This is a genomic window from Actinoplanes philippinensis, assembly GCF_900113015.1.
GTDB classification, from domain to species: Bacteria; Actinomycetota; Actinomycetes; order Mycobacteriales; family Micromonosporaceae; genus Actinoplanes; species Actinoplanes philippinensis.
Genome location: NZ_FONV01000001.1, coordinates 512,151 through 534,155, shown reverse-complemented (window position 1 = coordinate 534,155; position 22,005 = coordinate 512,151). Strand labels below are relative to the sequence as shown.

The following is a 22,005-nucleotide window of genomic DNA, read 5'->3' as shown; positions in this document are numbered from 1 at the left end:
ATCATGGGGTAAGGTGCGGCCATGAGCATCGACAGCGGTGCAGGTCCGCGTCCGCCTCTCACCGCACGCCAGCTGCGCATCCTCGCCGTCATCGAGGAGTGGATCCGGGAGCGTGGCTACCCACCGACGGTTCGGGAGATCGGCGCGGCCGTCGGTCTCGTCTCGCCGTCGTCCGTTTCCTACCAGCTCGGCGTCCTCGAGAAACACGGCCTGATCCGCCGGCAGCCCAACAACTCGCGCGCCGTCGAGCTGTGCCGGCCCGCGCCCGAGGCGGTGGAGGAGGAGGCGCGGCTGGTGCGGATCCCGCTGCTGGGCGCCATCGCCGCCGGTGCGCCGATCCTGGCCGAGGAGCACGTCGAGGACCATCTGACCGTCTCGGCCGCGATGGTCGGCGGGGGCACGCTGTTCGCCCTCAACGTCAGGGGCGACTCGATGATCGACGCCGCGATCTGTGACGGCGACGTGGTGGTGATCCGGCAGCAGCCGGTCGCCGAGACCGGGGAGATCGTCGCCGCGATGATCGGCGACGAGGCCACGGTCAAGGTCTTCCGCCGGCGCGACGGCCACACCGAGCTGGTGCCCCGCAACCCGGCCTACCAGCCGATCCCGGCCGACGACGCGATCATCCTCGGCAAGGTCGTCAGCGTCTTCCGCCGCCTGTGACGGACGCCGCCCGCGAGACGACGCCAACCACGGGGCGGCGGCGACGGGCGGCGGCGTCGGGGTGGCGACGGGCGGCGGCGTCGGGGTGGCGACGGGCGGCGGCGTCGGGGTGGCGTCGGGCGGTGGTGACGGGCGGCGGCGGCGTCGGGCGGTGGTGACGGGCGGCGGCGTCGAGGTGGTGGCGGGGTGGCGGGAGGCTGGGCGGGCGGGGCGGTGACCGTCGCATGAGCCCGGCGGCCGCGCTGTGATCCGGTGGCGGGACCGCGTCGCGGTGCAGGGGACGGTTCGCTGCGTGGCCGTACCACCTATGGGGTCAGCGAGCGACAGGCCACGCGCTGCGGAACGTTCCCGCGCACCCGGACGGCGGGCGGATCTCGACGCCGGAGGCGTCCGCGGTGACCGACGGGATGGCGGTGACCTTGCGGATCTCCTCGAGGCAGGCCTCGAAGGCGGGCCGGAAGGCCGCCGGATCCGCGGCCGGCAGCGCGAACCGGGCCTGCACCGACTCCCAGCTGAACTGGCGGGCGTCGTCGAGGTACGTGCCGATGTAGGTGAGCCACGCGTAGACGTCGAGGGCCGTGCACGAGTGCCGGCTGAGGATGCGCACGACCTCGCTGTCGAGGGGGATCCAGCGCAGCGCCGACTTGGCGAACTCGGCGTCCAGGGTGATCGACTGCGGCGGGCCGGCCGAGTCGAGGAGGCCGTGGCTCTGACGGAGGTGGCTGGTGATCAGGGTTCCGCTGGGGCCGGGGTGCTCGCCGATCCAGCCGTGGCGCAGGGTGCGCTGGAGCTGGCCCTCGAGCGCGGTGAACCAGCCGCCGCGGACGGTCTGCTCGGAGAGGGAGCCGACGGTGGCCAGGAACGCGTAGACGCGGTGCGGGTGCAGGGTGATCGTGCGGGTGCGGCAGCGGAACGCCTCGGTGCACAGGAACATCACCAGGTGGCGGCCGAGGAGGCCGTACGGGATGCCGGCGTAGCGGCTGAACTCGCTCTCGCTGAGGCCGGAACGCCAGCTGCCGAGCCCGGCCCGGTAGTGCAGCTCCACGTCGCCGGGGTCGGTGACCGGCAGCACCAGGTCGGCGTGTTCCGGCGGGTAGAGGACGGTCTCACCGCGGGCGGAGCCGGCCGGCGGGCGGCAGACGCTGTGGCCGTCCGCCGCGTCGACGGTGATGTGCACGGCCACGTCGCCGTGCCGGAACGAGAAGCTCACGACGACAGCAACGACTGATCATGGAGAATGTGTCAGGCCGCCAGCATGCTGTGGTCGTAACGCATCCAGGTGCCCTTGCCCTCGTGCTTGGCCGCGTACATGGCGGTGTCCGCGGCGTGCAGCAGTGTGCGCAGGTCGTCGTCGGCCTCGCAGCTGGCCACGCCGATGCTGGCGTTGGCGCACACCGGAGCCCCGTCGATCATGATGGGCACGGTCATCGCCTGCAGGATCCGCTGGGCGGTGCGTTCGGCGTCGCGGGTGTCGCAGCCGCGCAGCAGCACCGCGAACTCGTCGCCGCCGAGCCGGGCCGGCAGGTCCTCGGCGCGGACCGAGGCGCGCAGCTTCTCGGCCACCCCGGCGAGCAGGGCGTCGCCGGCCGCGTGGCCGAGCGTGTCGTTCACGCCCTTGAACCCGTCCAGGTCGATGAGCAGCACCGACACGGTGCCGGGTTCGGCGTCGGCGAGAGTGGCGTCGACCTCCTCGCGGAAGTGGGTGCGGTTGGCGAGTCCGGTCAGGTCGTCGAAGAGCGCCTGCCGCCGCAGCCGGGTCTCGTGTTCCCGCAGCTCGGTGAGGGTGCTGTCGAGCTGCCCGATCAGGGTCTTGTTGTCGTGGAAGGCGAGCAGCTGCCGGGCGACGACCAGGCTGACGATGACGCCGAGGCCGCCGACGGTGCCCCACAGGCGGGCGTCCTTGTTCTCGTTCTGCGACAGCATGACGATCATGACGGAGAAGACGACCAGGATCGATCCGTACGGCAGCAGGCTGTACGGTTTGCGCCGCCGCGAGCCGAACGCGTACTCGTCGAACTGCGCGATGATCTCCTGGACCCGCGGGCCGACGGCGATGAACAGCGATGGCAGGAACCGGATGGCGTAGGCGTAGGCCGGCAGTGATCCGTCGGCCTCGGGGGCGGCGAACAGGCCGCCCGCGTTGACGACGGCCGCGACGATCAGCGGGACGGCGGCGTTGCGGTGCATCGGCGCGTTGCCGCTGAGGATCATCTTGACCGCGGCGAACGCCGAGGTGAGCACGAGCGCGGCGCCGAACAGCGCGCCGATCAGGTTGGTCTCGCGGTCCTCGGTGTTGATCGCGAAGCACCACGCCACGACGGCGCCGCCGACCAGCACGGTCGCCGAGTCGAGCCAGAAGGCGAGACGTTCCCGGCCGCTGCGCCCGGCGTGCGGGTGGATCAGCATGCCGATGACGATCAGGCTGATACCGACGCCGAAGCAGGCCGACTGGACGGTCCCGCCGGCGGTCGACCACTGGCCGCCCTCCCAGAACGACTGGACGACCTGCACCGTGTCGCCGATCGTGAAGAGCGTGCCCGCGATGGTCATGAACCGCCAGAACCGCCGGATCGAGCCGGTGGCGATGCGGAAGACCCGCCAGGAGGAGTACGCCAGCAGCAGGTCGAGCGGCGGCTGGAAGGCCCAGAACACGTTGACCTGGGCGTCCGAGTGGCCCTGCAGGATGAAGAGGAGCGCTGTCCCCAGCAGTGTCCACGCCGTGGCCACCGCGAGCACCGGGTCGTGCCGTATCGATCCGCTTCCCATCACCTTGGGACTATCGGCTCCGCCCGTGGACGCCTGAGGATTGCGGCTCGAACAGCGTGATTTCATCCATCGCTACGCTGCGTGGTCTTGACAGTTTCGGCAGTTCGCCGTCAGAGTGCCAGCCTGACCTGGTATTTCTTTACGCCGCGAGGGGTTGCCGCACATGGAGCTGCATCCAGACGATCACAAAGAGTTACTGAATGGTGGCTCGGTGGTGGAACAGTGGCGGCGCAGCGACCACGCCGCCGAGGTGGCCGCCGAGCTGATGCGGATGCACGGCGGCACGGTCCCGATGAGCGACCTGCTGTGGCTGGGCGCCGAGTCGTTCCTGCCCCGTCCCTGGAAGGCCGGCCGTGCCCCGGAGCCGGTCGAGGCCGCCGTGGAGGTCTACAACCGGTGGCGCCGGCTGGAGCAGCTGCGGCTCAAGCGCCGTCAGAGGGCCGGCGAGGAGGCCGCGTAACCGAGCACCTCGGCGGCCGTCGCCTCGGCGGCACGGCAGGCGGCCGGCAGCTCGTCCGGCGGAACCGGCCGGGCCAGCACGAATCCCTGGGCGTAGTCGCAGGAGATCTCGCGCAGGTGGACCAGCGTCGCGGTGTCCTCCACACCCTCGGCCACCACCTCGAGACCCAGGTTGTGCCCGAGGTCGATCGAGCTGCGGACCATCACCTCGTCGGGGGTGCCCGGCGTGAGGTCGCCCAGGAAGATCCGGTCGATCTTCAGCTCGTCGGCCGGCACGTCACGCAGCTGCAACAGCGAGCTGAGCCCGGTGCCGAAGTCGTCGATCGACACGGTCACGCCGCTGCTGCTGATCCGGCGCAGCATGTCCACGGCCGTGCCGGAGTCGGCCATGATGCCGGTCTCGGGCAGCTCCAGCCGCAGCAGCTCCGGTGGCAGCCCGGCCGCGCCGATCGTGGCGAGCACCGTCTCGGCGAAACCGTCGTCGTCGAGCGCCCCCGGTGACACGTTGAACGACACCCGGCAGCGCCATCCGCCGGCCAGCCGGTCCGCCGCCTCCCGCGCGGCCAGCGCCAGCAGGTGATAGGTGAGCGCCGCGTCCAGCCCGCCGCGCTCGGCGACCGGCAGCAGGGTGGCCGGCATGACCGTCCCCCGGGCCGGGTGCTGCCAGCGGACCAGCGCCTCGACGCCGGTGACCAGGCCGTCGCTCAGCCGTACCTGCGGCTGGTAGTGGAGCCGCAGGCAGCCGTCCGGGTCGCCGGTCTCCAGCAGCAGCCGCAGATCGGCGAAGAGCTGCATCCGGTCGTCCTGCTGATCGGCGTCGGTGCCCGGGTCGTACACCGCGACCCCGCCGCCGTGCCGTTTCGCCCGGTACATGGCGGCGTCGGAGTGCCGGAACAGCTCGTCGGCGTCGCCGGGGCCGCTCGCCGGGCTGAGCGCGACGCCCAGGCTTCCGCTGATCGCGGCGGGCCGGCCACCGGCCGTGAAGTCGCGGTTGAGCTCGGCGACGAGCCGGTCGGCCAGCGTGGTCGCCTCGGCCAGACCGGACACCCGGGGCAGCAGGACCGCGAACTCGTCGCCGCCGAGCCGCGCCACCACGCCCGGCGCCTGGACGTGCGCGGCCAGCCGCCGCCCGGCCTCGACGAGCACCTGGTCGCCGGCATGATGGCCGATCGTGTCGTTGACCGCCTTGAACCCGTCCAGGTCGATGATCATCAGCGCTGCCGGCCCGCCCTCCAGGGCCTGGTGCAGGTCCCGCTGGAACAGCGCCCGGTTCGGCAACCCGGTCAGCGGGTCGTGCAGCGCCCGGTGGCGGCTGTCGGCCGCCTGGGCGACGAGCCGCCGCTGGTAGCCGAGCACCATCCGCATGATCATCGCGACCAGCGTCAGGCCCACGCCGAACCCCAGCGCGGTGCCGGCCAGCAGCCGGCCCTGTCGTTTACCGAGCGCCGTCACCTGCTGCTGCGCGTAGTCGTGGTAGGCCCGCGACACCTCGTCCACGTCGTTCTGCAGGGCGTAGAACGCCGGCGTGACCTGCAGGCGGTCGAACGACATGAAGTCCGGGTCGCTGTCGGCGACCTTGGCGATCAGCTGCTCGGCCAGCTCCCGGTAGGCGACCTGCCCGGCGAGCAGCCGCTGCGCGTCCTGCCGGGTCTGCGCGCCGGACGACCCGGCGATGTCGGCGAGGTTCCGCTCGGCCTCGGCGGCGATCTGGTCGAACCTCTTGCGTACCGCCACCGACGGCTCGACCTGGTAGTGGCGCAGGTTCACCTCCTGCATCGCGACCGCGATCCGGGCCTCGGTGAACTTCATGTCCACGGTCAGCGCGTCGCTCTGCATGCCGGTCGCCCGGGTGGTGTTGATCGTGCCCTGCAGCACGTACCCCGCCAGCGCCAGCAGGACGACGGCCAGCGCCACCGTCGTCAGCAGGCTGCGGCCCCGGCCACGCATGCGCCCCCACACATCCTGTTTTTCGGCAGCCGGCCGACCGGTTCAAGGAAACCGCTTCAGGTTCGGGCCGGGCGCGTCGATCGGACCGGTGAGACCACCGATCGGAGAAGGCCGTGCCCAGAAGCCTCGCCGCCCTCGCCGCCGTCGTGCTGCTGGCCGGTCTGTCCGCCTGCGGCGCGGAGGGCGCACCGGAGACGGCCGCGTCCCCGGCGGCATCGGCCGACACCATCCGGCTCGCCAGCCTCCTGCCGATCACCGGGCGCAGCAGCTACTCCGGCGAGGCGATGCTCAACGGCGCGAAACTCGCGATCGACGAGGCCAACGCTGCCGGTGGGGTGCTCGGGCGCAAGGTGGAGCTGGTGGTCGAGGACGACGCCTGTGATCCCGGCACCGCGGTCACCGCCGCCCAGACCGTGCTCAAGAAGAACGTGGTGCTCTCCGTCGGCGGCTACTGCAGCAGCGCCGTGGTGCCCACCCTGAAGATCTTCCGGGACGCCGGCATTCCGATGATCATCGCGCAGGCCAACTCGACCGACCTGATCGCGCCCCGCTACGACACCGTGTTCCTGATGTGCGGCACGGTCACCGCCGAGGCCGAGTTCGCCGTCGACTGGATGAAGAAGCTCGGCGGCACCAGGCTGGCGGTCGCCCACGACGGCACCAGCTTCCCGGTGACCCTGGCCGAGTCGACGGTCGCGCGGGCCCGCGAGGTCGGCACGCCGGCCGTGGTCAGCGAGCTGAAGCTGAGCCAGGGCTCCAGCGACTACCGGCGGATCGCCCGCTCGATCGTCGGCAGCAAGGCCGACATCGTCTACTACACCGGCTACTACGGCGAGGCCAACCAGCTGATCAAGGACCTGCGGGCGGAGGGCTACACCCGCACGGTGATCGTCGGCGACGGCGCCACCGACGGCCCGCTGCTGACCGACCTGACCGCCGAGCAGAGCCGCGACGTGTACGGCACCGCGCTGCTCGTCCCCGAGTTCATGCCCGAGCTGGGGGACTGGGCGCGGCGGTACCAGGCGGCCTACCACGAGGAGCCGGGGCCGTCGACGGCTGAGGCGTACGACGCCGTGATGGTGGCGCTCGACGCGCTCCGGCGGGCCGGCAGCACCGACGCCCAGGCGCTGCGGGCCGCCCTGGCCGCCACCGACTACCTGGGCCTCTCGGGCAAGGTCGGCTTCCGCGCCGACGGCACCCGGACCGTGCCCAAGTTCCTCATGCTCAAGGCGAACGGCAAGGTGTTCACTCTCGGCTCGTGAGCCGGCCGGGCTGCTTGTTGAGCCGGCCGGCTCACGAACTGGGGGTCAGCGCAGCGGCGGGTGCGGCAGCGTGCCCGGGACCAGCGTCGCCGGCGCCGCGGCCCGCGGGGACGCCGTGCCGAGCGGGTGGCGCCGGAACAGCCGGCCGCTGAACCGGAACCAGCCCACCGAGCCGTCCGCATCCCGCACGAAGTCGCCGCGGGTGTACGTGTCGGCGCCGTCGGGGGCCCACGCCAGCACCCGGTCACGGCGGTAGAACGGCAGCACCAGCGCCTCCTGCCCGCCGGCCCGCGCGCTCAGCCGCCCACCCGCGCCGACCAGCTCCAGCTCCAGCGAGGCCGGCGACCCGTCGGTGCCGATCTGCTGCGCCACGTAGCGTCCCTCGTAGGGCGCCAGCTCCGCCGGGGTCAGCGCCCGGGGCCGGGCCGGCAGGTTGTGCAGCCCGGCGAACCGGCTCAGCGCCCAGTCGTCGGCGAACAGCTCGGCCAGCAGCTGCGGCCCGCCCTCCGAGTTGGTCAGCACGGTCAGCGCGAAGTCACGCTCCGGCACGAACAGGAAACCGGAGTGCTGCCCGCCCAGGTCACCGCCGTGCTGCACGACCCGCGGCCCCTCGGCGGTCGGCCGCAGCATCCACGTCACCCCGGCCCCGTCGATCTCCACGAACAGCACGCCGGCCGGCCCCGGACGCCAGCGCATGGCCCGCAACGACCGCCGTTGCAGCAGCGGCGAGCCGTCGCCGAGATGGAAACGCGCCCACCGCAGCTGGTCCCGCGCGCTGGAGAACAACCCGCCGAAGGAATGCAGGCTGCGGGGGATGGCCAGCGCCTCCGGCACGGCCACGACGTTTCCCTCTTGATCAAATCCATGGGGTACGGCCACGCGCGCCCCCGGAACGTCCTGAGGCGCGAACGCGCTCTGCCGCAGGCTCAGCGGCTCCAGCACCAGTGATCGCAGGGCGTCCTCGTAGACCTGCCCGGTCGCCACCTCCAGGATCCGCCCCGCCACCCCGATCGCCGCGTTGTTGTAGGCGAACACCCGCCCCGGCTCGGTCAGCTGCGGCAGCGTGGCCATCGCCGCCACATACCGCTCCAGCGCGTCGTCACCGGAGCCGGTGTCCACGAAGGAGTCGCCGAGCCACCCCGGGCTGTGGTTCAGCGTCTGGCGCAGGGTGACCCGCCGGGACGCCGCCGCGTCCGCGGTCCGGAACCCGGGCAGGTAGCCGCGCACCGTCCGGTCCAGATCGAGGCGGCCGCGCTCGACCAGGCGCATGATCGCCGTGCCGGTGAAGGTCTTGGTGGTCGAGGCGATCCGGAAGAGGGTGTCGCCGTCGACCGGCTGCGGCGCCGACACGTCGGTCACCCCGAAGCCGCCCACATACTCCAGGCCGCGGTGGTGGAGCCCGTAGGACACCCCCGGAATCCCGTAGGCGGCCATCCCGGCCCGGATCTTCTCCTCCAGCTCCCGCACGAGGCGGGGGACCCCGGCGCCGGATCCGGCGGTGGCCGGGGAGCCGACGGCCGCGGCCGTCACCCCTCCCGCCGCGCCGAACAGCAGGGCCCTTCGCGTCACCGGCTCGCTCATCGCCCCACTCTATCCACCGCTGTCACTGGTCCGAAGATTTCGTTGACGTCGGCCGATGGCTGCCCTAACGTGCTGAGGAAAGCGCTTTCCCCCAGCGCAATCCCCATCGTCAAGTAGGAGAGTGGTATGCGACGGCGTACCTTCCTCGGCATGTCCTCCGGCCTGGGAATCGTGGCCACCGGCCTGCTGCCGGCGCCGGCCTCCGCCGGCTGGCGGCGCCCGGACCTGGTCGTGGCGGCCGACGGCACCGGTGACCACACCGCGATCCAGGCGGCGATCGACGCGGCGCCGGCCGGCGCCACCGAGCCCTTCGTCATCGGCGTACGCCCCGGCACGTACCTCGGGCAGGTGATCGTCCCGTCCGCCAAGACCCTGATCGAGCTGCGCGGCCTGGGCCGCCGCCCGGAGGACGTGGTGATCGCCGACGACCGCGCCAACGGCACCCCGAAACCGGGCGGCGGCACCTGGGGCACCTCGGGCAGCGCGTCGGTGACCGTGGACGGCGCCGGGTTCCGGGCCTCGAACCTGACCTTCGCCAACCTCTTCGACGAGGCCGCGCACCCGGAGATCACCGGCCGGCAGGCGGTCGCCATGCTCACCCGCGCCGACCGGCTGGTCTTCGAGCGGGTGCGGTTCCTGGCCAATCAGGACACCCTCTACGTCAACAGCAGCGCGGCCGGCGTGATCGCCCGGGTCTACCTGCGCGACTGCTATGTGGAGGGCGACGTCGACTTCATCTTCGGCCGGGCCACCGCGGTGTTCGACCGCTGCCGCATCCACTCGCTGAACCGGGGGAGCACCCCGAACGGGTACGTCACCGCCCCGAGCACCGACATCGGCAACCCGCATGGGCTCCTCTTCGACCACTGCCGGTTCACCTCGGACGCCCCCGCCGGGACGGTGTTCCTGGGCCGGCCGTGGCACCCGAACAACGACCCGAACGCGATCGGGCAGACGATCATCCGGCGGTCGTGGATCGGCACGCACATCCCCGACCTCGCCTGGAGCGCCTTCGGCACGTGGCCGTGGGAGGAGGCCCGGTTCGCCGAGTACCGCAACCACGGTCCCGGCGCGCTGGTCTCGGCGAACCGCCCGCAGCTGACCGGCGAGCAGGCCGCATCGAGCACGATCGAGGCGTTCCTGCGCGGCCCGGACGGGTGGAAGCCCGAGCGCTGTTAGAAAGCGGATAGACGCCCGTGCGGGTGACGACGACGGGACCGGGCCGAGAACGCCACATATTCTCGGCCGGTGCCGGTCTCTCGGAAACGTAAGAAGTCGTCGAAGTCCACCGCCGCGGTCCGGGCCGAGCGCCGGCGCGCGCACACCCGGCAGGTGCGGATGGCGCAGTCGCTGCGTGAGGTGGCCGCCGGGTACGAGCAGGGCTGGGTGATGCGTACCGAGCTGGCCCGCCCGCACGCCGCGGCGCTGGCCGCCGCCCTGCGGACCTCGTCGCGGGCCGGCACCGCCCTGGAGGACGAGCTGTGCGCCCGGCTCGGCCCGCTGCTCGCCGGCCTGGGCACGCGGCCCGTCGAGGAGTATGTCGGGCCGGACCACCTGGTCACCGCCCTGGCCGCGGTCCTGACCGAGGCGGGCGACGACGAGCCGGCCCGGCGCGTGCTGGCCACGCTGGCCGGGATCCTGCCGTCGCCGCTGCTGGCCCGGACCGGTCTGGAGTCGCCGGACCCGGAGGTGGCCGGCGAGATCCGCTGGACCGACGACCGGTACGGCAGCCGGTTCGCCGTGCTCGCCCCGTTCGTCACGCCGGAGGGCCCGGTCCGCTGGTACCTGTGGGACATCGACGCGTGCGCCTTCGTCCCGCTGACGGTGCACGCCGGTTTCTACGCCTCGCCGGAGGAGGCGCTGGCCGCCTGGCAGGTCGGGGTGGGCGCCTTCGCGGCCGGCGGCACGTCGTGGCGGCGGGTCGACGACTCGGGCCTGCTGACCGACCTGTTGCCCCGATCGCGGGAGATCTCCGCGCTCGGCGGCGAGTCGGCCGAGCAGTTCACCGAGTACCATCGCTGCCGCCGCCTGGCCGAGGTGGTCCTGGACCTGCCGCCGGTGCTGCGCCTCGACGTCCGGGAGACGGCCCTCGACCTGGGCCCGGACCAGTTCGTCGGGTGGTGGCGGCAGTGGGGCGGGGCGCCCGAGCCGGCCGGTCTGCAGGGCCTCGCCGAGGAGATCTTCGACTCGTGGCCCGCGGCGGCGCCCGCCCTCTTCGACACCTGCTCGCCGCACCGGATCGCGTCGGTGTCGCACCAGATCCGCGACGAGTACCGGGAGGGCGCCGACGAGTTGCTCGCCCTGCTGCCGGCCTGGGTGACGTGGCTGACCGAGCGCACCGCTCTGCCGCCCGAGCTGCGGGAGCGCGCGCTGGCCCGGATCGGTGACGCCGACGGCGTCGACCTCATGCGCCGGGTGGCGGAGTAGTCAGCGGCCGCGGCCCATCACCGGGCCGAACAGTCGTTGCGCCTGCTCGGGCAGCAGCGCCACGAAGGTGCCGGTCGCCCTGACCAGGATCGACGCCGGGTCCTCCGCGGTGGCGATAGTCCCGGTCGCGGTGATCACCCGCCGGTCCACGGCGGCCACCCGCGCGGTCAGCCGCAGCGGCGTGTAGAGCGGCACCGGCTGCCGATAGGCGGTGTCGAGCTGCACCGTCATGCCCGGGTGGCCGGACATGCCGCACGCGTAGCCGAGCATCTGGTCGAGCAGCATCGCGCTGACCCCGCCGTGCGCGAAGCTGGGCGGCCCCTCGAAGGCCCGGCCGAGCGTGCACGAGCCGACCGCGACGTCACCGTCCCGGTGGATCTCCAGAGGCGGCGCGAACGCGCTGCCACCCCCGGTCACCGGGTTGTAGAGGCGCACCCCGCCGAGCAGGTCGTCGGCGGACGCGGTCTCGAAACGGCCCCGTGCCCGCTCGCCGAGGGGCGCCCCCGCCTGCCGGATCAGCGCGGCCGCCCGGAGCAGGTCGGCGGTCGGCGCCTCGGTGGCCGTCGCCTGCTCGATCAGCAGCCGCAGCGCGTCGCCCAGGTCGGTGATGGCCGCCCGGCGGGCCTGGAGTCCCTGGCCGTTCTCGATCTCGCTCACAGCAACAGGCTGCTATACGCCGCGCCATCGGACCTAGTGAATCTCATCACACTGCTATAACCTGTTCTAGTTATTGCGGAGGGGTAAACGACACGGCGGATGGGGATGCCATGGCGGTCACCGTGGAGTACGACGTGGTCGTGGTGGGTGCCGGCGCCGCCGGCATGACAGCCGCGCTGACCACGGCCCGCTCCGGGCTGAACACGGTTCTCATCGAAAAAGCGTCTGTCTACGGTGGATCGTCGGCCCGTTCCGGCTCCGGGATCTGGGTGCCGAACAACGACGTCCTGCTCGCCGCCGGCGTGCCCGACACGTTCGCCAAGGCCGACACCTACCTGGCCGCCGTGGTCGGGCCCGAGGTGCCCGCCGCCCGCCGCCAGGCCTTCCTCACCTACGGCCCGCGCGCCATCGCCTACCTGCAGAAGTGGACGCCACTGCGGTTCGCGTGGATGGAGGGCTACCCCGACTACTATCCCGAGCTGCCCGGCGGGATGCCGAACGGCCGCTCGATCGAGCCGAAGGCCCTCGACGCGAACGTCCTCGGCGACGAGCTGGCCCGCCTCAACGGCCCCTACCAGGCCAGCCCGGCCGGCACCGTGGTCTACACGGTCGACTACAAGTGGCTGTCCCTGGTCGCCCGCCACCCGCGCGGCCTGGCCGTGGCCACCGAGATCCTCTGGCGCTACCTGCAGGCGGCCGCCCAGGGGCAGAAGCCGGTCACCATGGGCCAGGCGCTGGCCGGCGGGCTGCGGGCCGGGCTGATCGCGGCCGGCGTGCCGGTCTGGCTGGACACCCCGCTGCTCGACCTGCACGTGGAGAACGGCCGGGTCACCGGGGTGCTGGCCCGCCACGACGGCGCCGAGACGCTGATCCGGGCCCGGCGTGGCGTGGTCGTCGCCAGCGGCGGGTTCGAGCACAACGAGCGGATGCGCAAGCAGTTCCAGGCCGCGCCGATCGGCACCGACTGGACCATCGGCGCCGGCTCCAACACCGGCGACGGCATCGAGGCGGGGGAACGGGCCGGCGCCGCCCTCGCCCTGATGGACGACGCCTGGTGGGGGCCGATGATCCCGCTGCCCGGCGAGCCGTGGTTCTGCCTCTCCGAGCGCACCCTGCCCGGCACCGTCTTCGTCAACCAGGCCGGGAAACGGTTCGTCAACGAGGCCGCCCCCTACAGCGACGTCGTGCACACCATGTACGCCAAGGGTCACGTGCCCTGCTGGATGATCACCGACCAGGACTACCGCAACCGGTACCTGTTCAAGGACCTGGCGCCGCTGCTGCCCTACCCCGACGACTGGTACGCCTCGGGCGCCCTGGTCAAGGACTGGACGATAAGCGGGCTGGCCGCGAAGATCGGCGTGCCCGCGGCGGCGCTGAGCGCGACGATCAGCCGGTTCAACACGCAGGCCCGGGCCGGCCGTGATCCCGACTTCCACCGCGGGGACAGTGTCTACGACGCCTACTTCGCCGACCCGGTCAACCTGCCGAGTCCGTGCCTCGCGCCGATCTGGCTGCCGCCGTACTACGCCTTCAAGATCGTCCCCGGTGATCTGGGCACCAAGGGCGGCCTGCTCACCGACGCCCGCGCCCGCGTGACGCGCCCCGACGGCACGGTCATCCCCGGCCTGTACGCGGCCGGCAATGCCAGCGCCGCCGTCATGGGCCACAGCTACGCCGGCGCCGGATCGACCCTCGGCCCGGCGATGACCTTCGGACACGTGGCCGGCCTCGACATCGCGGCCGGCGCCTGACCGTCAGCGATCGACAGGAGGAACATCATGCCCAAGGTGACCGTCTCGGCGAACTCCGCGGCCGAGCCCGACAAGGTGTGGCAGGTCGTCACCGATCTGCCCCGGACCCCCGAGTGGAACAGCATGCACCAGGGCTTCACCGGTGACCTGCCGGCCGCGGTGACGGAGGGCGCCACGTACAAGCAGAAGGTGAAGCTGATGGGCATGCCCGCCGAGATGGCCTGGAAGGTCGTCACGGCCGACGCCCCGCATCACCTGGAGATGGCCGGCGACGGCCCGATGGGCGTCAAGGCCAAGAACCGTTTCCTGATCGAGCCCGACGGGGCCGGTTCGAAGATCACCTACGAGATGGAGTTCGCCGGCCCGGCCCTGAACGGCCCGATGGCCGCGATGCTGGAGAAGCAGGCCGGCCCGGCCGCCAAGCAGGCCCTCGAGAAGCTGACCGCCCTGGTCGCCTGACGGCGGCGCGGCCCGGACCCGGCCCGGCGCGACTCGAGGCCGGGCCGGGTGGGCTGCGCGTGGCGCGGGACCGTCAGTGCAGCAGCAGGCGGGTGGCCAGCTCCAGGTGGTTGACCACGTCGTTGGCGGACGCCCGGCGGGTCACCCAGGCCACCAGGTTGGACAGCCACACGTCGCCGATCACCCGCGCCTTCGCCCGGTCGTCGGCGGACGGCTCGACGTCGGCGTCGGCGTGCATGGCGCGGGTGAACATGTCCTCCATCAGCCGGGCCACCGCGTTGACCTCGGCCGACGCCGACGGGTCGGCGAACATGAAGGCCCGCGTCATGGCCTCGGCGAGCAACGGCTCCCGCTGCATGGCCCGGGTCATCCGGCCGAGAACGAAGATCATCCGGTCGTACGGCGTATCGCCCGGAATGGGTTTGCGCCCGAGCTTCTCCTGGATCGTCTCGAACTCCGACGCCAGCGCCGACACGAGCAGGTGGATCTTCGACGGGAAGTAGCGGTAGAGCGTGCCCAGGGCGACCCCGGCCCGCTCCGCGACCGTGCGCATCTGCACCGCGTCGTAACCGCCCTTGGAGGCCAGCGCGAGCGTCGCCTCGAGGATCCGCCGCCGCCGGTCACGCTGTGCGGCCGAACCCTGCTCGACGTCAGAGCCCGCAAGAGCACTGCGCGTAGTGGTACCCGTTCTCGCTGCTGCCATGGCCACTCCTTCTCGGTGAATCAAGCCTAGCAACGGCACGTTGCTTCCCTGTGTCGCCCGGCGGTGGCGACCGTAAACTGAAACGTGTTCTAATCAGTCTCATGGATTTCCGGCTGGACGAGACGCAGGACGCGATCGCCCGTCTGGCGGCCGAGGTGCTGGCCGGGAGTGACAAGCCGTGGGCCGATCTGGGGCAGGCCGGGCTCCTCACGCTCGCCGTTCCGGAGCGTCTCGGCGGGGCCGGTCTCGGCGTGCTGGAGACCGCGCTCGTGCTCACCGAGATCGGCCGCCGCGCCGTCGACGTCCCCGCCCTCGGCCACCTGGCGCTCGGCGTCCCGGCGGTCGCCCGCTGGGGCGCCCCGGCGCAACAGGACGACCTGCTGACCGGCCGCACCCTGGGCGCCGCGATCGCCGAGCCGGGCGACCCGCTGCCGGCCGCGCCCCGCACCACGCTCGGCCCGGACGGCACGGTCACCGGCGTCAAGACCGGCGTCACCGCCGCCGACCGGCTGCTGGTCACGGTCGCCGGCCCGGCCGTCGTGATCGTCGACCCGGCCGCTCCCGGCGTCACCCTGACCGGCGGCATCCTCTACCTGCACGACGCCCCCGTACAGCTCCTGGGCGGCGACGGGTCCGGACCACCCCGGGGCGAGGCGGCCGAGCGCGGCGGGGCGCGGGAGCGCGGTGGAGCCGTGGCGTCTGCGGATTGCCACGCCGACCTGCATCGCCTCGCACTCGCAGGGGCGTGTGCGCTGGGCGACGGAGCGCTGGCCGGGGCGCTGACGCTGACCGCGGAGCACGTGCGGACACGGGAGCAGTTCGGCCGGCCGCTGGCCACCTTCCAGGCCGTCGCGCAGCAGATCGCCGACGTCTACGTGGCGAGCCGCACCCTGCACCTCGCGGTGACCAGCGCGCTCTGGCGGCTCGGCACCGGCCGGGACGCCGGCGACGACCTGGACATCGCCGCCCAGTGGCTCACCGCCGAGGCCCCGCAGGCCGCCCGCACCTGCCACCACCTGCACGGCGGGCTCGGACTGTCGGCCGACTACCCACTGCACCGGCACACCGCGCTGATCCGGGACCTGATCCGGTTCCTCGGCGGCGGCGAGCACCGGCTGACCGTCCTGGGGGAGCGCGTGTGTTCATCGAGCTGACCGACGATCAGGCCAGGCTGCGCGACGAGCTCCGGGCGTACCTCCGCGGGGTCCTGACGCCCGCGGAGCGGGTCGTGCTGCTGCGGGAACGGCATGGCGCCGCGTTCCGCGACCTGGTGTCCCGCCTCGGCCGCGACGGGTGGCTGGGCCTGGGTTTCCCCGAGGAGTACGGCGGACGCGGCCTGGGCCACGCCGAGCAGCAGATCTTCGTCGACGAGGCGGCCCGCGCCGACGTGCCGCTGCCCGCCGTCACCCTGCAGACGGTCGCGCCGACGCTGCTCGCGCACGGTTCCGGGGAACAGCGGCGCGAGTTCCTGCCCCGGATCCTGGCGGGGGAGCTGCATTTCGCGATCGGCTACACCGAGCCCGAGGCGGGCACCGACCTCGCGGCGCTGCGGACCCGGGCCGTCCGTGACGGCGACGAGTACGTGGTGGACGGGCAGAAGACGTTCACCACCGGTGCGCACGAGGCCGACTACCTGTGGCTGGCGTGCCGCACCGACCCGGTGGCGCAGCGGCACCGCGGGCTGTCGATCCTGATCGTGGACACGCGCGATCCCGGTTACTCGTGGACGCCGATCATCACCTGCGACGGCACGCATCACGTCAACGCCACCTATCTCAGCGGGGTACGGGTGCCGGTCGCGCGCCGGGTCGGCGGTGAGGGCGACGGGTGGCGGCTGATCACCACGCAGCTCAACCACGAGCGCGTGATGCTGGGGCCGGCCGGGCGGGTGGGCGCCCTGTTCGACCGGGTGCGCGATTGGGCGTACGCCGCGGGGGTGCAGGGAAAGGCGGACGTCCGCCGCGCCCTGGCCCGCACCCACGCCGCACGCCGCGTGAACGAGCTGCTCAACTGGCAGATCGCCGGGGACGCGCCCGGCCCGGCGGACGCGTCGGCGACCAAGGTCTTCTCGTCGGAGCAGGTGCTGCGGCTCGGGCAGGAGCTGGCCGAGGTCGTCGCCCGGCACGGCGATCCGGGCGATCCGGCGACGGCCGAGCTGCTCGACTGGCTCGACGTGCACGAGCGGCGCGACCTGGTGCTGACGTTCGGCGGCGGGGTCAACGAGATCCAGCGGGAGATCATCGCGAGCGCGGGCCTGGGCCTGCCGAGAGTGCCGAGGTGAAGCCGATGACAGCGGAGAGCACCCCTGCGGCGGCGGAGTTGCGGGCGGCGGCGGACGAGTTGCGGCGGGCGGGGGAGACCGCGGCGAAACCGGGACGTGATCCGGTCAACCTGCCGATGATCCGGTCCTGGCTGGAGGCGATGGGGGACGCGAATCCGGCCTACGAGCGCGACGGCACCGCGCCACCCGCGATGATCCAGGTCTGGACGATGCGGGGGCTGGCCCCGCCGTCGACCGGCGACCCGCTCCAGGCCATGTCCGATCTCTGCGAGAGATCGGGGCTGGTCGGGGTGGTGGCGACCGACTCGGCCCAGACCTACCACCGATACCTGCGGGCCGGCGAGGAGGTCACCGTTCGCAGCCGGCTGGAGTCGGTCGACGGCCCCAAGCGAACCGCGCTGGGCGAGGGCTGGTTCATCACCACGGCGACCAGGTGGCTGGTGGGGGACGAGCCGGTCGCCGAGATGACCTTCCGGATACTGCGCTACCGGCCGGAGCCGCGGCCGGAGACACCGCCGGCCGCGCCGATCCAGCCGGTGATCACGGCCGACAACTCCTTCTTCTGGGCCGGCGTGGAGGCCGGCGAGCTGCGGATCCAGCGCTGCGGGGAGTGCGGCGCCCGGCGGCACCCGCCCGGCCCGGCCTGCCCCGCCTGCGGCTCCCTCAAGCCGGAGCACATCGTGGCCACGGGCGCCGGCACGATCCACAGCTGGACCGTGCATCACCATCCGCCGGTCCCGGGGCGGCGGGCCCCGTACACCGTCGCGCTCGTCGATCTGGAGGAGGGCCCCCGGATGGTCGCCGAGTATCGCGGCCCGCGCCCGGCGATCGGCGACCCGGTGCGCGTGGCGTTCGACTCGGGGCTGCCGGTCTGGCGCCCCGACGTGCCCACCCTGGACCCCTGGGAGCTGCACGTCACCCCCACGATGATCATCAGCACCGCGCTGGCGACCCGCGACTTCCAGAACGTCCACCACGACCGGGACGCCGCCGTCCGCCTCGGTGGCCGGGACATCTTCGTCAACATCCTCACCACGACCGGCCTGGTCCAGCGCTTCGTCACCGACCGGCTCGGCCCCGCCGTCACGATCAAGAGCATCAAGATCCGCCTGGGTACGCCGTGCCACGCCTACGACACTCTGACCTTCACCGGCCAGGTGTTCGGCGATCGGGTGGACGTGGTCGGCCGGACCGCCGCCGGGGTGCACGTCACCGGAGCCGTGGAGGTGCGGAGATGACCGCCGCGATCGCCGGGATCGGCGCCACCGAGTTCTCCAAGGACTCCGGCCGCAGCGAGCTGCGCCTGGCCGTGGAGGCGATCCGGGCCGCCCTGGACGACGCCGGCCTGCGTCCCGCCGACGTGTCCGGCCTGGTCACCTTCACGATGGACAACAACAGCGAGATCGCCGTCGCCCGGGAGCTCGGCATCGGCGAGCTGACCTTCCTGACCCGGATCGGGTACGGCGGAGGCGCCGCGTGCGCTGTCGTGCAGCAGGCGGTCCTGGCCGTCGGCGCCGGGCTCGCCGACGTGGTGGTCTGCTACCGCGCGCTCAACGAGCGGTCCGGCCGCCGGTTCGGGCAGGCCTTCGCGTCACCGGATCCGGACTCCGGCTGGCACGCCCCGATGGGACTGGCCACGCCGGCCGCGCAGGTCGCCATGGTCGCCCAGCGGTACCTGCACGACTCGGGGGCGAGCGCCGACGACTTCGGCCGGGTCACGGTGGCGGCGCGGCGGCACGCGGCGACCAACCCGTACGCGTGGTTCCACGGCCGCCCGATCACCCTCGACGACCACCGCGCGTCCCGGTGGATCGCCGAGCCGTTGCGGCTGCTCGACTGCTGCCAGGAGAGCGACGGGGCGGTGGCCGTCGTCGTCACCTCGCTCGAACGGGCGCGGGACCTGCCCCGGCCGCCGGCGGTGGTGGTGGCGGCGTCGGCGCAGGGCAGCGGCCCCGGGCAGTACGTGATGACCAGCTACTACCGGCCGGAGGTGGGCGCGCTGCCGGAGATGGGCGTGGTGGCGCGTCAGCTGTGGGACCGGTCCGGGTTCCGGCCGCACGACGTGCGCACCGCCGTGTTGTACGACCACTTCACCCCGTACGTCCTGATGCAGTTGGAGGAGTTGGGGTTCTGCGCCCGGGGTGAGGCCCGGCACCTGATCGCGGACGGCGGGGTCGAGCTGGGTGGCCGCCTGCCGGTGAACCCGCACGGCGGGCAGCTGGGGGAGGCGTACATCCACGGCATGAACGGCATCGCCGAGGCGGTCCGCCAGATCCGGGGCACCGCCGTCAACCAGGTGCCGGGTGACGGTCCGGTGCTGGTCACCGCGGGAACCGGCGTTCCGACGAGCGGACTGGTCCTCGCCCCTAGTCTGTAATGATGAGGTTTGTCCCTATTCTGGCGCTGGCCCTGCTCGCCGGCTGCACCTCGCAGCAGGCCGAGCCGGACCCGGAGCCGTCACTGTCCGCGTCACCAGCACCGGAGACGTCCGACGAGCTGCCCGAGGCCGAGGCGCCCGGCGGCAACCTGGCGGGCGCCGGAAAGGACGCCGACTGGGACACCTTCGTCCTGCCGTGCGACGACAAGACGCAGGAGCCGATCGTCCAGCAGGTGGTGACCGGCGACGTGACCGGTGACGGCATCGCCGACGCGCTCGTCGTCCGTACCTGCGACAACGTGGGGACCGTCGAGGTCTTCGACGGCTCCTCCCCGGCGCAGCGGCCCTGGCGGATCGATCAGCCGCTGCTCAAGGGACCCCCGGCCGAACTCCGGCGCCCGTGGGTCACCGGGGTCGAGGTCACCGCCGGCGAGATCGTCATCAAGGCCAACGGCCACGCCATCGACGACGACAGCAAGACCTGCCCCAAGGACCGGCTGGTGTTCGCCTTCAAGCTGGTCGGCACCGACTTCACCCAGCTCCGGCTGCGGAACGACCCGGCCGGCAAGTGCCTGCCGGCCGGGTGACCCGATCAGTCCTGGACCCTGCCCTCGACGGCCGGGTGGTCGCCGTTGACCTTGCCGCCACCGAGCCGGGCCAGCAGGCCGGTCAGGTCGATGCCGGTCAGGTCGGTGCCGATCTGCAGACCCTGCGCCACGTTGCCGGCCACCGACTTGGTCAGCGACGTCGCCCCGTCGGTGGAGATCACGGTCAGCTTGTCGACGTTGCCGAGCGGGGCGCTGGCCGCCTCGACGACCTGCGGCAGCACCTTCACCAGCAGGTCGATCACGGCCGCGTCGCCGTACGCCGCGAACGCCTCGGCCTTCTTCGCCATCGCCTCCGCCTCGGCCTGGCCCTTCGCGAGGATCGCCGCGGCCTCGGCCGCGCCCTCCCGCTCGATCGCCTCGGCGATCGCGGTCCGCCGCCGCTGCTCCGCCTCACCCTCCTTGGCGCCCTCGATCGCGTGCGCCTCGGCCAGCGCGGCACGCCGGGCCCGCTCGCCCTCACCGGTCAGGCGGGCCTGCTCGGCCTGCGCCTGCGCGCCGGCGATGGTCGCCTGCCGCTGCGCGTCGGCGTGCAGCACCGCGGCGCTGCGGGACGCCTCGGCCTCCTGCTCCACCCGGTACCGGGCGGCGTCCGCCGGCTTGCGCACCTCGGTGTCCAGCTGACGCTGCTTGAGCTCGGCGTTCTGCTCGGCCACCTTCTGCTGCTCGGCGAGGATCTTCTGGTCGCGCTCGGCCTGCGCCAGCGGGCCGGCCGCCGCCGACTGGGCCTTCGCCGCGTCGATCTCGGCCTGGATGGCCGCCTGCTTCAGCGACAGGTTCCGGTTCGCCTCGGCGATCGCCTCCTCGGCCAGCAGCCGCTCCTGCTCGGCGGCCTGCCGGGCCCGAGCCTCGGCGATGGCCGCGTCCTTGAGCACCCGCGCCGCCTCCGGACGGCCCAGATCCTGCAGGTACGACCCCTCGGCCAGGATGTCCTGCAGCTGGAACGTGTCGAGCACCAGACCCTGGTTGGTCATCGAGTGCTCGGCCTCCTCGGCGACCGCGCTGGCGAACGCCGCCCGGTCCCGGATGATCTCCTCGATGGTCAGCCGGCCGACGATCGACCGCAGCGCGCCGGCCAGCACCTCACGGGTGAAGTCCTCGATCTCCGACTGCTGGTGCAGGAACCGCTGGGCGGCCGCGCGGATCGCGTCCTCGGTGCCGCCGACCTTCACGATCGCCACGCCGTGCAGCTCGGCCCGGATGCCCTGCTTCGACACCGCGCCCTTGATGCCGACGTCGATGCGGCGGCTGGACAGGTCCAGCGACTGCAGTTTCTGCACGACCGGCAGCACGAACACCGACGCGCCCATCACGACCTTCTGCCCGGACAGGTCGGTGCTGCTGGTGCCGTCCAGCCCCTGCGTCACCTTGCCCTTGCGGCCGGTGATGATGAACGCCTCGTTCGGCCCGGCCACCTTGATCCGGGACAGGATGAAAACCACGAGTAGTACGACCAGCAGCACTCCGCCGCCGATCGCGATCAACAATCCAGGCATCTGAGCCTTCCCTATGGTGTTTCCTCGACGATTACGCTCGTGTCGCTCGGCGCCTCGATCACGAAGACCTCGGCGCCCGCGGGGATGGCCCGGTCGGCGCGCGCGTTCAGTTTCACCGGCTGACCGCCCAGCCGGACCCGCACCTCGCCGTAGCCCGTGCCGGCCGGCACCGGCGTGACCACCACGCCGATCGAGCCGACCAGATGCTGCCGCTGCGGTGTCGCGTCGGTGCGCATGTTCCGTGCCGCCCGCGACAGGCGCCACGCGAGCCAGGCGGCGGGCACGGCGGCCAGCGCGCCCACGGCCGCCGCGATGACGATCGATCCGGCGGTACGGGCGCCGAGCACCTCGGCCGCGGCGGCGCCGGCGAACCCGAACGCCCCCAGAAAACCGGCCGCCACCTCGGTCGACACCGGCCCGCCCGCCTCCGGATGACCGAAGTGCAGAAGCTCGCCGCCGATCAGCGCGAGTGCCAGGACCGCCACGGCCACGCCGCCGATCACCAGGAACACCACCGTCGCGGTCAGCACGCGCCGTCCCCCCTGTCGTCCACCTGCACTGCCGGATG

General features: G+C 72.7%; 20 protein-coding genes and 1 pseudogene. 13 read left to right on the top strand and 8 right to left on the bottom strand.

Going from position 1 to position 22,005, the window contains the following annotated elements:
* Positions 1 to 21: 21 nt before the first annotated feature.
* On the top strand, positions 22 to 663 hold the full coding sequence (gene lexA, locus BM290_RS02425; RefSeq protein WP_093609410.1) for a transcriptional repressor LexA: 642 nt from the start codon (positions 22 to 24) through the stop codon (positions 661 to 663).
* A gap of 313 nt (positions 664 to 976) precedes the next feature.
* On the opposite strand, the gene BM290_RS02420 is transcribed toward lexA, so the two are convergent.
* Positions 977 to 1,873 carry a replication initiation protein gene (locus BM290_RS02420; protein ID WP_093609408.1) on the bottom strand — a complete coding sequence of 299 codons (897 nt, stop codon included), beginning with the start codon at positions 1,871 to 1,873 and terminating at the stop codon, positions 977 to 979.
* Between the two features lie 32 nt (positions 1,874 to 1,905).
* The gene (locus BM290_RS02415; protein WP_177319566.1) at positions 1,906 to 3,429 is read right to left on the bottom strand and encodes a GGDEF domain-containing protein; all 1,524 of its coding nucleotides are present in this window, start codon (positions 3,427 to 3,429) and stop codon (positions 1,906 to 1,908) included.
* Between the two features lie 211 nt (positions 3,430 to 3,640).
* On the opposite strand from BM290_RS02415, the gene BM290_RS02410 reads away from it, so the two are divergent.
* The gene (locus tag BM290_RS02410) at positions 3,641 to 3,889 is read left to right on the top strand and encodes a hypothetical protein (RefSeq protein ID WP_239143292.1); all 249 of its coding nucleotides are present in this window, start codon (positions 3,641 to 3,643) and stop codon (positions 3,887 to 3,889) included.
* On the opposite strand, the gene BM290_RS02405 is transcribed toward BM290_RS02410, so the two are convergent.
* The gene (locus BM290_RS02405) at positions 3,862 to 5,835 is read right to left on the bottom strand and encodes a putative bifunctional diguanylate cyclase/phosphodiesterase (protein ID WP_093609404.1); all 1,974 of its coding nucleotides are present in this window, start codon (positions 5,833 to 5,835) and stop codon (positions 3,862 to 3,864) included. The two genes, BM290_RS02410 and BM290_RS02405, sit on opposite strands and share 28 nt — an antisense overlap.
* A gap of 113 nt (positions 5,836 to 5,948) precedes the next feature.
* Between BM290_RS02405 and BM290_RS02400 the strand changes: the two genes are divergently transcribed.
* Complete coding sequence (locus BM290_RS02400; RefSeq protein ID WP_093609402.1) at positions 5,949 to 7,097, top strand: branched-chain amino acid ABC transporter substrate-binding protein; 1,149 nt, start codon at positions 5,949 to 5,951, stop codon at positions 7,095 to 7,097.
* Between the two features lie 45 nt (positions 7,098 to 7,142).
* On the opposite strand, the gene BM290_RS02395 is transcribed toward BM290_RS02400, so the two are convergent.
* Complete coding sequence (locus BM290_RS02395) at positions 7,143 to 8,678, bottom strand: serine hydrolase domain-containing protein (protein ID WP_093609400.1); 1,536 nt, start codon at positions 8,676 to 8,678, stop codon at positions 7,143 to 7,145.
* A 126-nt stretch (positions 8,679 to 8,804) separates the two neighbouring features.
* Here BM290_RS02395 and BM290_RS02390 point away from each other — a divergent pair, with 126 nt between their 5' ends.
* Both BM290_RS02390 and BM290_RS02385 read left to right on the top strand, forming a co-directional pair.
* Entirely contained in the window at positions 8,805 to 9,857 is a 1,053-nt protein-coding gene (locus tag BM290_RS02390) for a pectinesterase family protein (protein ID WP_093609398.1), read from the top strand.
* Between the two features lie 69 nt (positions 9,858 to 9,926).
* A complete protein-coding gene (locus tag BM290_RS02385; protein WP_093609396.1) occupies positions 9,927 to 11,105 on the top strand; it encodes a hypothetical protein in 1,179 nt (392 codons plus the stop codon).
* On the opposite strand, the gene BM290_RS02380 is transcribed toward BM290_RS02385, so the two are convergent.
* Positions 11,106 to 11,762: a PaaI family thioesterase gene (locus BM290_RS02380; RefSeq protein WP_093609394.1), complete on the bottom strand. Its 657-nt coding sequence runs from the start codon at positions 11,760 to 11,762 to the stop codon at positions 11,106 to 11,108.
* A gap of 110 nt (positions 11,763 to 11,872) precedes the next feature.
* On the opposite strand from BM290_RS02380, the gene kstD reads away from it, so the two are divergent.
* Positions 11,873 to 13,516: a 3-oxosteroid 1-dehydrogenase gene (gene kstD / locus BM290_RS02375; protein ID WP_093609392.1), complete on the top strand. Its 1,644-nt coding sequence runs from the start codon at positions 11,873 to 11,875 to the stop codon at positions 13,514 to 13,516.
* Positions 13,517 to 13,543: 27 nt separating this feature from the next.
* Positions 13,544 to 13,975: a type II toxin-antitoxin system Rv0910 family toxin gene (locus BM290_RS02370; RefSeq protein WP_093609390.1), complete on the top strand. Its 432-nt coding sequence runs from the start codon at positions 13,544 to 13,546 to the stop codon at positions 13,973 to 13,975.
* 73 nt (positions 13,976 to 14,048) lie between these two features.
* Here BM290_RS02370 and kstR read toward each other — a convergent pair whose 3' ends face one another.
* Positions 14,049 to 14,678 carry a cholesterol catabolism transcriptional regulator KstR gene (gene kstR / locus BM290_RS02365; RefSeq protein ID WP_093609388.1) on the bottom strand — a complete coding sequence of 210 codons (630 nt, stop codon included), beginning with the start codon at positions 14,676 to 14,678 and terminating at the stop codon, positions 14,049 to 14,051.
* Between the two features lie 101 nt (positions 14,679 to 14,779).
* Between kstR and BM290_RS02360 the strand changes: the two genes are divergently transcribed.
* From BM290_RS02360 to BM290_RS02340, 6 genes and pseudogenes are all read left to right on the top strand, one after another.
* Positions 14,780 to 15,832, top strand: a complete 1,053-nt coding sequence (locus BM290_RS02360; protein WP_093609386.1) for an acyl-CoA dehydrogenase family protein — start codon at positions 14,780 to 14,782, stop codon at positions 15,830 to 15,832.
* Positions 15,817 to 16,959 (top strand): acyl-CoA dehydrogenase family protein, encoded by a 1,143-nt coding sequence (locus BM290_RS02355; RefSeq protein WP_093609384.1) that lies wholly within the window; start codon positions 15,817 to 15,819, stop codon positions 16,957 to 16,959. The genes BM290_RS02360 and BM290_RS02355 overlap by 16 nt, the downstream gene beginning before the upstream one ends.
* A 5-nt stretch (positions 16,960 to 16,964) precedes the next feature.
* Positions 16,965 to 17,837 (top strand): annotated as a pseudogene (locus BM290_RS02350) (bifunctional MaoC family dehydratase N-terminal/OB-fold nucleic acid binding domain-containing protein); the annotation flags it as partial.
* Between the two features lie 48 nt (positions 17,838 to 17,885).
* Positions 17,886 to 18,197 (top strand): hotdog family protein, encoded by a 312-nt coding sequence (locus BM290_RS49465; protein WP_239143304.1) that lies wholly within the window; start codon positions 17,886 to 17,888, stop codon positions 18,195 to 18,197.
* Positions 18,194 to 19,336, top strand: coding sequence for a lipid-transfer protein (locus BM290_RS02345; protein WP_093609382.1), 1,143 nt, complete (start codon positions 18,194 to 18,196; stop codon positions 19,334 to 19,336). Before BM290_RS49465 ends, BM290_RS02345 begins: the two co-directional genes overlap by 4 nt.
* Before the next feature lie 2 nt (positions 19,337 to 19,338).
* Positions 19,339 to 19,923, top strand: a complete 585-nt coding sequence (locus tag BM290_RS02340) for a hypothetical protein (RefSeq protein WP_093609380.1) — start codon at positions 19,339 to 19,341, stop codon at positions 19,921 to 19,923.
* 5 nt (positions 19,924 to 19,928) lie between these two features.
* Here BM290_RS02340 and BM290_RS02335 read toward each other — a convergent pair whose 3' ends face one another.
* Together BM290_RS02335 and BM290_RS02330 are read right to left on the bottom strand one after the other, a co-directional pair.
* A complete protein-coding gene (locus BM290_RS02335; protein WP_093609378.1) occupies positions 19,929 to 21,437 on the bottom strand; it encodes a flotillin family protein in 1,509 nt (502 codons plus the stop codon).
* An 11-nt stretch (positions 21,438 to 21,448) separates the two neighbouring features.
* Complete coding sequence (locus BM290_RS02330) at positions 21,449 to 21,967, bottom strand: NfeD family protein (RefSeq protein ID WP_177319538.1); 519 nt, start codon at positions 21,965 to 21,967, stop codon at positions 21,449 to 21,451.
* Positions 21,968 to 22,005: the final 38 nt, after the last annotated feature.